Here is a 7315-nt window from a genome sequence, read left to right as displayed (position 1 = left end):
ATTTTGGTTGCGGGCACTTTTACGGGTACAACCACTAATGATGATGGTGAATTCGAAATTGAATCATTACCGTCGGGAGAATACACTCTTGTTGTCAGTATGATCGGTTTTGAAAAACATACCGAAAAAAATATAGTCGTCGTTGATAAAAAAGTCCAGATAGAAATTCAACTTAAACGAGATGTTTTGTCAGCGCCCCAAGTTGTGGTGACCGCCAGCCGCAATGTGCAGGATGTGATGGAATTGCCCGTATCTATGTCTGTAATTGGTCCGCGAAAAATTCATGATCGCGCCGCCGTAAACTTGGTAGAAGTAATGAAATTTGAACCGGGAATTAGTTCTGTTCGGGGACAATTAAATATTCGCGGTACATCTGGCTTTACCGTTGGTACGGGTGACAGATCATTATTGTTAATTGACGGTGTTCCTGTAATGGGGAGCGGCGCCGGAAATATTACGTGGACGATGGTTCCTATTAGTGAAATAGATCATGTAGAAATTATTCGCTCAGGTGGATCGGCGTTATACGGATCAAGTGCATTAGGTGGCGTCGTTAATATCTTGACAAAAAATGCACCACCAAAAGCTGAAACAAGATTTCGCCTAAAATCGGGTATGTACAGTGAACCGAAGTATAAACAGTGGCAATGGAGATCCCAACCTGGATTATTCAATTATATAGATTTAACCCACAGTCGTCCTATTGGGAAACATAGTGCATGGGTGCGGTTTCATAAAGCAAAATCGGATGGATATAAACGGCAAGGTTGGTTAGATGCTAATAATATAACCGGGAAAATAAAATTCAATTTTGGTGAGCGTTACAATGCATCCATTTTTGCCAATTACTATTCGGATAAAACATCCCTGGCGTCCCAATGGAAAAATGCGGCCAATCCTTTTGAAGCGCCTAAGGGAGAAGAAGAGGACCATACAGTTGGGACAAAGTTGAATTTGAATGGCTTTTTTAATATGATCTTGTCTAAAAATACGGTGATAAAACTTAAAGGATCTATTTATAATGTTTGGTGGCAGAACCATAGTGCTTCAAATAATAATTTTGTGGATGAACAAAAAATATATGGTGAAGCTCAGGTTGCCACGACTTTGAGTCAATCGACTCAAATTACCGCAGGAGTGGTAGCGCAAAAATCAGGAATTGATGCGAGTGTATATGGCGATCATAGCAGTTTATCTATGTCGGCATATATCCAGGCGCAGCAACGAATTGGTAAAAAGATTACCTTGAATACGGGCGCTCGTATGGAAACGTATTCGGTGGATAGTGAAAAATTGGACGAATCTATAGCGCCCCAAGTTGCCCTTAATTGGCGAGCGTTAGAATGGTTGTCATTCCGTGGTTCGGTTAGTCGTGGTTTTCGCGTTCCCAGTGTTGCAGAAATGTATACCCAAACACAGTTAAACATTTTTCAAGTTGAACCAAACCCCAATTTAAAAGCGGAAAGTAGTCAAGGAGGAGAAGTGGGGTTAACGGTTCAAATTCCAGGTAACAGTTTGGCATCCAATATTAAATTTGATTTAGCCGCATTCAGTTCCACTTTTGACCAATTGATTGTTGCGAATCCTAATGAAAAGGGGATCATTCATTTTGAAAATTTAACGGATGCGCGGATATCCGGTTTGGAAGTTGGATTATCAGGTGCCATGTTAAATAAATCTTTGTTATTTTCAACAGCTTATACTCATTTAAACCCTGTAGAAATTGATAAGGACGGCAGTGCGATTGATACTTTGGCCTACCGTTTTCGCCATACACTTGTGACGACAATTGGTACACGATTAATGGGTGTTACAATGACACTTGAGAATCGATATATGTCTCGAATTGAAAGAGTTAAATTATTCCAGGAGAATGCAATCTCGGGGCAGGATAAGCGCGTGCCGATCCATATTTGGAATGCCGGTTTTGGATACGATTATCGCGGGTGGGATTTCCTATTTCGGGTTGAGAATATGTTCCAGTATTACTACACTGAACTGGAAAGAAACATGGGAGAAGAACGGCACTTTTCTTTGACGATTTCGAAAAAGATTTGATTTTTATTTAAAGACCATTATTCATGACCCCCCGTGGTTCCCCCTCATACGAGGGGGAAATTACCAGCCTGCTCCCGATCCGCCAAAAGGCGGAGAAGGGCTGGCAGGAAAAGGGGGAGAAAAAATGTCCAAAATTTACAATAATACAAAAATGACAAAAACCCGGCAAGCATTGAGAAAAGGAATGCCCAAAGCGGAAATTATTTTTTGGTCATACTTAAAGGGCAGACAAGTCTTGGATCTAAAATTCCGAAGACAGTATAGTGTTGATACTCATGTGGTTGATTTTTATTGTGCTGAAAAACGACTGGCAATAGAGTTGGATGGTGAAAGCCACTTATCAGAAAAGCAACAAAAGAAAGATCAGGAAAAACAAAATCGTCTCGAAGAAAATGGTATAAAACTAATTCGATATTGGAATACGGATATTTATGAAAATATTGATGGTGTAATTGAAGATTTGATTCATCAAATCAATAATACTTGACACCGAGTTAATATTACTGATCCATCCTTGTTGAATGCTTTTGGAAAATTAGACGAATAGACACTTTTACTTAAATTAAAACCATTATTTGTCACCCCCCGTAGTTCCCCCTCGTACGAGGGGGAAATGAAAAAGGGGGAGATAAACAAATGGCTTTGCCATTATCCGGAATCCAAAACCAAAAATTGTTAGATGCTCTAAACTGGATTCCGAGTATCTTTCAGATCCCGGAATGACAATATTGTTCTATTTCACAAAAGTAATCGGGCGCCAGTCTTCAGTCGATTTTCCCGATACTTTGATATAATAAACTCCCGACGAGACTTGATTCCCTGAACTATCTTTTCCGTGCCATTTAAAATTGTGATTCCCGGTTGATATATTACCATTAAAAAGTCGCTTTACCCGTTTTCCGCTCAGATCAATAATATCAATTGAAACGGACGATTCCTTCAGCATATAAACAGAAAACTGTATATTGCCGTTAAATGGGTTCGGATATGGATTTCCGATAGTGAATTCCATAGGTACATTGGCATCAGTCCCAGGTTTACCGTCACGAATTGTTAATTTATAATCCCAATTCCCCATAGTTGTATCTTGACTTACCACGGACAAATGAATGGATTTCAGTTCTAATGGATCAATGTTGATAGAAGGACTGGAAATCACCAAATATGAATTATCATTCTTTTTAAGAATAGCATTGAGTTGGAGATCTGATAGAGATCCACTGGTATTTATTAAATCCACTTGGACCGGTTTTTGCGTAACAATCTGGGTATATTGGCTGGCAAATCGATCTAGGTTGGTGGAGAAAACTGTATCACGTGTCCCCGTTTGAAAATTGACTGTTTTATAAATCGATGGTCCATCAACGGGATAGAATCCCGCTTCTTCGTAGGAATAGTCTCCAGCGCCAGGGAGTGAAGACATAATTTTATTAGCTACAGACATACCATTCAAAGCCCGCTGAAATGAGAAACCTCGCTTTTTCATGGATGCATGAACAGCATCATGACTACCATCTCGCTCACGACTATTGGATTGAACCGATTCATCGAAGATAGCTCGAATGGCTTCGGTGTCGCCCATGTGTTGTTCTAAATATTCAAAAAAGATAAAGGATCCATACCAGTGAAACCCGCTTTCATCGAGGGCGCGATGGGGTTGCGCGAACCAATTTTTCATATATTGGTAGCAATCGTTAATATAGTCATAGACTTTCTCTTCCATCCACACAGCCGATGCTTCCAAAAGCCAGGGCATTTCCCAACCATCATAACCAAATTGGATAGCATGGAAATATTCATGGGCAGCCGTAACCTTTAAGGCCTTTTCCTCGCTCATGGGAAAATTATTATAATTATTTCGAATGGCCATATAACTCGTAAAAGCATTTTTTTCTACAACGGTTTTTGATCGTTCGTTATCGCCTTTCCCCTGGGCATATAATTCTGGTTGCGTATAGCCATAGTATCTTGATGAAAGATTTCTCACATATACGTCATAATGATTTGAGCCGCCGTTATCACTACCGATAGAATAAAATCCATCTCCGGGTGGATTCAAATATCCTTGTTTATCATGAATCTCATTTGAGACATAATTAAAAATTTTGGCTACTGTGTCAATGTAATCCGGCACATTATTCCCGTCAGAATCAACATCGGATACTTTATGTTGCAAATTGGTGGTTGTGTAGTGGATACGAAAATCGCCACTATCATAAAATCGGTCCAGTCCGCTTGCTTCAGATCGTTCCGCACCACCACGGGATACAACGGTTGTATTGAAGTTAAAGCCGATTGTTTCAAGTCTTGATTTGGAGTCTTTGTCCAAATGATGGCCGTTTTTAGCGATTTCTAACAAATGGGGAGTCAAGTGCCAATCCGAAGTAAGATCGTCCGAGAAAGCAGAGATAACAGCCTCCACTGATCGTTGCGGGACTTGAGCTATTAACAATGAACCAAGAAATAATATTGTGATTGTTTTTTTCAATTTTCCCGATTCTCGTTTTGTCTTTTTTTATAAAGGTAGAATCGAATGAAAAGGGCCATTAAAATGAGGCCACCCACATAAAAGATGGCGAAATATGATAGATTTTCTGTCATTTCTTTTTTCCTGATAAAAAGTTTTCATAGACATAGGCGACAGTAATTAAGCCAATCCCAACGGGAACTTCCCATCCTTTTTGGGTATCACCGGCAAGAAATCCTGCACCGGTCAATCCTGCGCCGATGAAATATACTGCTTTTATCCACAATGCCCGTTCAACAGCTTTTTCTGATTGAAAAGGTAATTTCTTTGGTTTCTCTTCTTCCATTGATGCTAATACATCCGAGAGTGGAAAGCGCAGTGAAGCCAGCAATTGAGGTGGGTCGTTGGCGTGATAGAATTCAAATTGTTCCACAGGGATGGCCATGCGAAATCCCAATTGGAGTGATTCACCGGCACGAACGCATTCTATCTGATTGACGGGATAAGATAAGGTAGTTTTCTCCAGTTGTGCTGTATCTCCATCTGCTTTATGAAGTGTCATATAATACCATGATGTAGATTCGTTAAACCAGCCCGCAACCTGGGTTGGGTCAAGAGAATCATTAGAGCGAACTTTTATAAAAACACCATTCTTTTTACTAGAAATAGATATATCCTGTATCCAATTAGGTTGTCCATAGATTATTGTGATTGAGAGGAGGAGTAAAAAGCGCATTGTTTTGTTACGAGCATTCACTATTTCTGTTCCTATATTGCTTAATACCTCTATTTAGGCCTTCTAAAACAGCATTTATTACAGTCTCCGAACGTATATTATTAATCATAGCCAGGACTAAAATAGGGTAAGCTTCTTGAGGAAGGAGTGGTTCCAATGCTTCGAAAGGATCCTCTTTATCGAGGATATCATCCATGGTTAATCCGGAATTAAGTTTTTTTTGGAGTTCATCTTGAAGGGAATAAATATACTTTTTTATCTCCGAGTTTGAGAAAGAAAGAACATCCGCCGTGGTTGGGTTGGTTTTATTTGTCATGTGAAGCTGGAATTTAGGGGGAAAGTATGATGCGGGAAATGGAGATTTAGAGATTGAACCCCATCGGAGGGCAAGGGTAATTTCACTTCTCCTATGAGAAGACCTCGGAACATATTTCTCATTTCTATCTTTGCATCCATTTTGTGGAGCCCAATTAGTGCCCAGATTAAAAATCAAGGTGCCGTAGGATCCGTCACTATCGACGGAAAGATATGGAATCAAATCGCCATGCGCCCTGTCATACCTTTTGGTAAGTGGGGTGTTGCTCTTGATCTCGTAATCTATTTTGATGCAGAAGGAAATATTCATTCTGATGAATGGGACTTTTCTTCCGGAAATGCTATCAAGAATACGCTGATTGATAAAATTTATTATATACGGTACAGCTTTCCCGGTGATCCCATTTATGGAAAAGTCGGCGCTTTAGATCGGGTAGATTTGGGTTATGGGATTTTAGTCAGTGGCTATTCAAATACAATGCTGTATCCCCAAGATAGAAAAATAGGTCTTAATTTTGAATACAACTCTAAATCAATGAATATTGAAGGTTTTGGTAATGACTTCAAGGAAAATATAGGTTTGTTTGGAGGGAGGGTTGTAATGCGAAAAATAATGGGTTTACCCATTGGGATTTCAATTGTGACCGATCGAAATCAATATTTAGGATTGAAAGATAGCGATGGAGATGGCCGTCCGAATATTGTAGATGATTTCCCCAATGATGATACGTGGTGGGTGGATACAGATGGGGACGGAATTGCGGATAACGATCCAGGAGAATGGGATATTGATGGGGATGGTATAACTGATACTTTAGACAGTCGAATACCTGGGTATACTGGCAACACGGTTATTTTGGATAGCGATGTTTTTCGCAAGGGAGATCCCATAAACTTAGGTAAAGATTCAGACGACATAATGGCCATTGCAGTCGATATAGGTTATCCTCTTGTAGCGCAAGATAAATTTTCCATTTCTTTATACGCTCAAATGGCTCAGATGATTGGTAAAACCGTTCATCCTCAATCGGGTGAGTCATTGAGTCTAGGAATGGGATTGGTTCCTATTGGAATTTCTTCTCGATTTGGCCCGGCACGGTTTATTTTTGAATATCGTATGATACCGGAAGGTCGGTTTGAATTCAATTATTGGAATCGTCTCTATGAAATTGAGCGGGTCAATTTTTCGCAAGGTAGCAATAACCAGATCATATTAAAGACCAAAGAATCACGTCTCGGTCGTTATGGAAAGCAAAAAGGGTACTTCGTCAGGATGGTACTCAATATGGGTTCCATGCTTGAGGCCAGCACTTCTTATCACGATATGATGGGGCAGGTTTGGTCATCTGCTGACAAAGATTTTATTGATGATAAAAACCAGACCTTTGGCGCATCCCTGCGGTTGAAAAAAGCAATTAGCAAAGTTCAACACGCCCGGGCATTTTATCAGCAGAGAAATGTGCCCAATCCATTTAAATTCGATTATACAGAAAGTACAATTCTCGGCTATCAGCTGGGTATTTCCATGGGTCAAGGATTGGTGTTGAATTACACTTTTCGACGATCTTTCCGAGATATGAATGGCGACGGACAGATTGGTGGAGATAACGAAACAATAGATATTACAACCATAGAAACTTCTTTTTCATTTTGAACCATATGAACAGTCACGACATAAGAAACGCATTTATAGAATTTTTTAAAAATAAAGATCACCGCTTTGTGCGCAGTTCTCCGGT

Annotated in this window: 6 protein-coding genes; 3 read left to right on the top strand and 3 right to left on the bottom strand. The window is 39.9% G+C overall.

What is annotated here, in order from left to right; translation table 11 throughout:
* Nucleotides 1–2058 (top strand): TonB-dependent receptor (locus HN459_06505; protein ID MBT3479100.1); only part of this gene is annotated, 2058 nt, incomplete at its 5' end.
* Between the two features lie 124 nt (nt 2059–2182).
* Complete coding sequence (locus HN459_06500) at nt 2183–2545, top strand: DUF559 domain-containing protein (protein MBT3479099.1); 363 nt, start codon at nt 2183–2185, stop codon at nt 2543–2545.
* A 246-nt stretch (nt 2546–2791) separates the two neighbouring features.
* On the opposite strand, the gene HN459_06495 is transcribed toward HN459_06500, so the two are convergent.
* From HN459_06495 to HN459_06485, 3 genes are all read right to left on the bottom strand, one after another.
* Entirely contained in the window at nt 2792–4546 is a 1755-nt protein-coding gene (locus HN459_06495; GenBank protein MBT3479098.1) for a T9SS type A sorting domain-containing protein, read from the bottom strand.
* A gap of 109 nt (nt 4547–4655) precedes the next feature.
* On the bottom strand, nt 4656–5282 hold the full coding sequence (locus tag HN459_06490; protein MBT3479097.1) for a hypothetical protein: 627 nt from the start codon (nt 5280–5282) through the stop codon (nt 4656–4658).
* Nucleotides 5269–5577, bottom strand: coding sequence for a hypothetical protein (locus HN459_06485; protein ID MBT3479096.1), 309 nt, complete (start codon nt 5575–5577; stop codon nt 5269–5271). The genes HN459_06490 and HN459_06485 overlap by 14 nt, the downstream gene beginning before the upstream one ends.
* 93 nt (nt 5578–5670) lie before the next feature.
* Between HN459_06485 and HN459_06480 the strand changes: the two genes are divergently transcribed.
* Complete coding sequence (locus HN459_06480; GenBank protein MBT3479095.1) at nt 5671–7230, top strand: hypothetical protein; 1560 nt, start codon at nt 5671–5673, stop codon at nt 7228–7230.
* Nucleotides 7231–7315 lie beyond the last annotated feature (85 nt).

The sequence above is a fragment of the Candidatus Neomarinimicrobiota bacterium genome (genome assembly GCA_018647265.1).
In the GTDB taxonomy this organism is placed as follows: domain Bacteria; phylum Fidelibacterota; class Marinisomatia; order Marinisomatales; family TCS55; genus TCS55.
The sequence above is the reverse complement of the archived record's forward strand: the minus strand, read 5'-3'. Positions and strand labels throughout refer to the sequence as shown.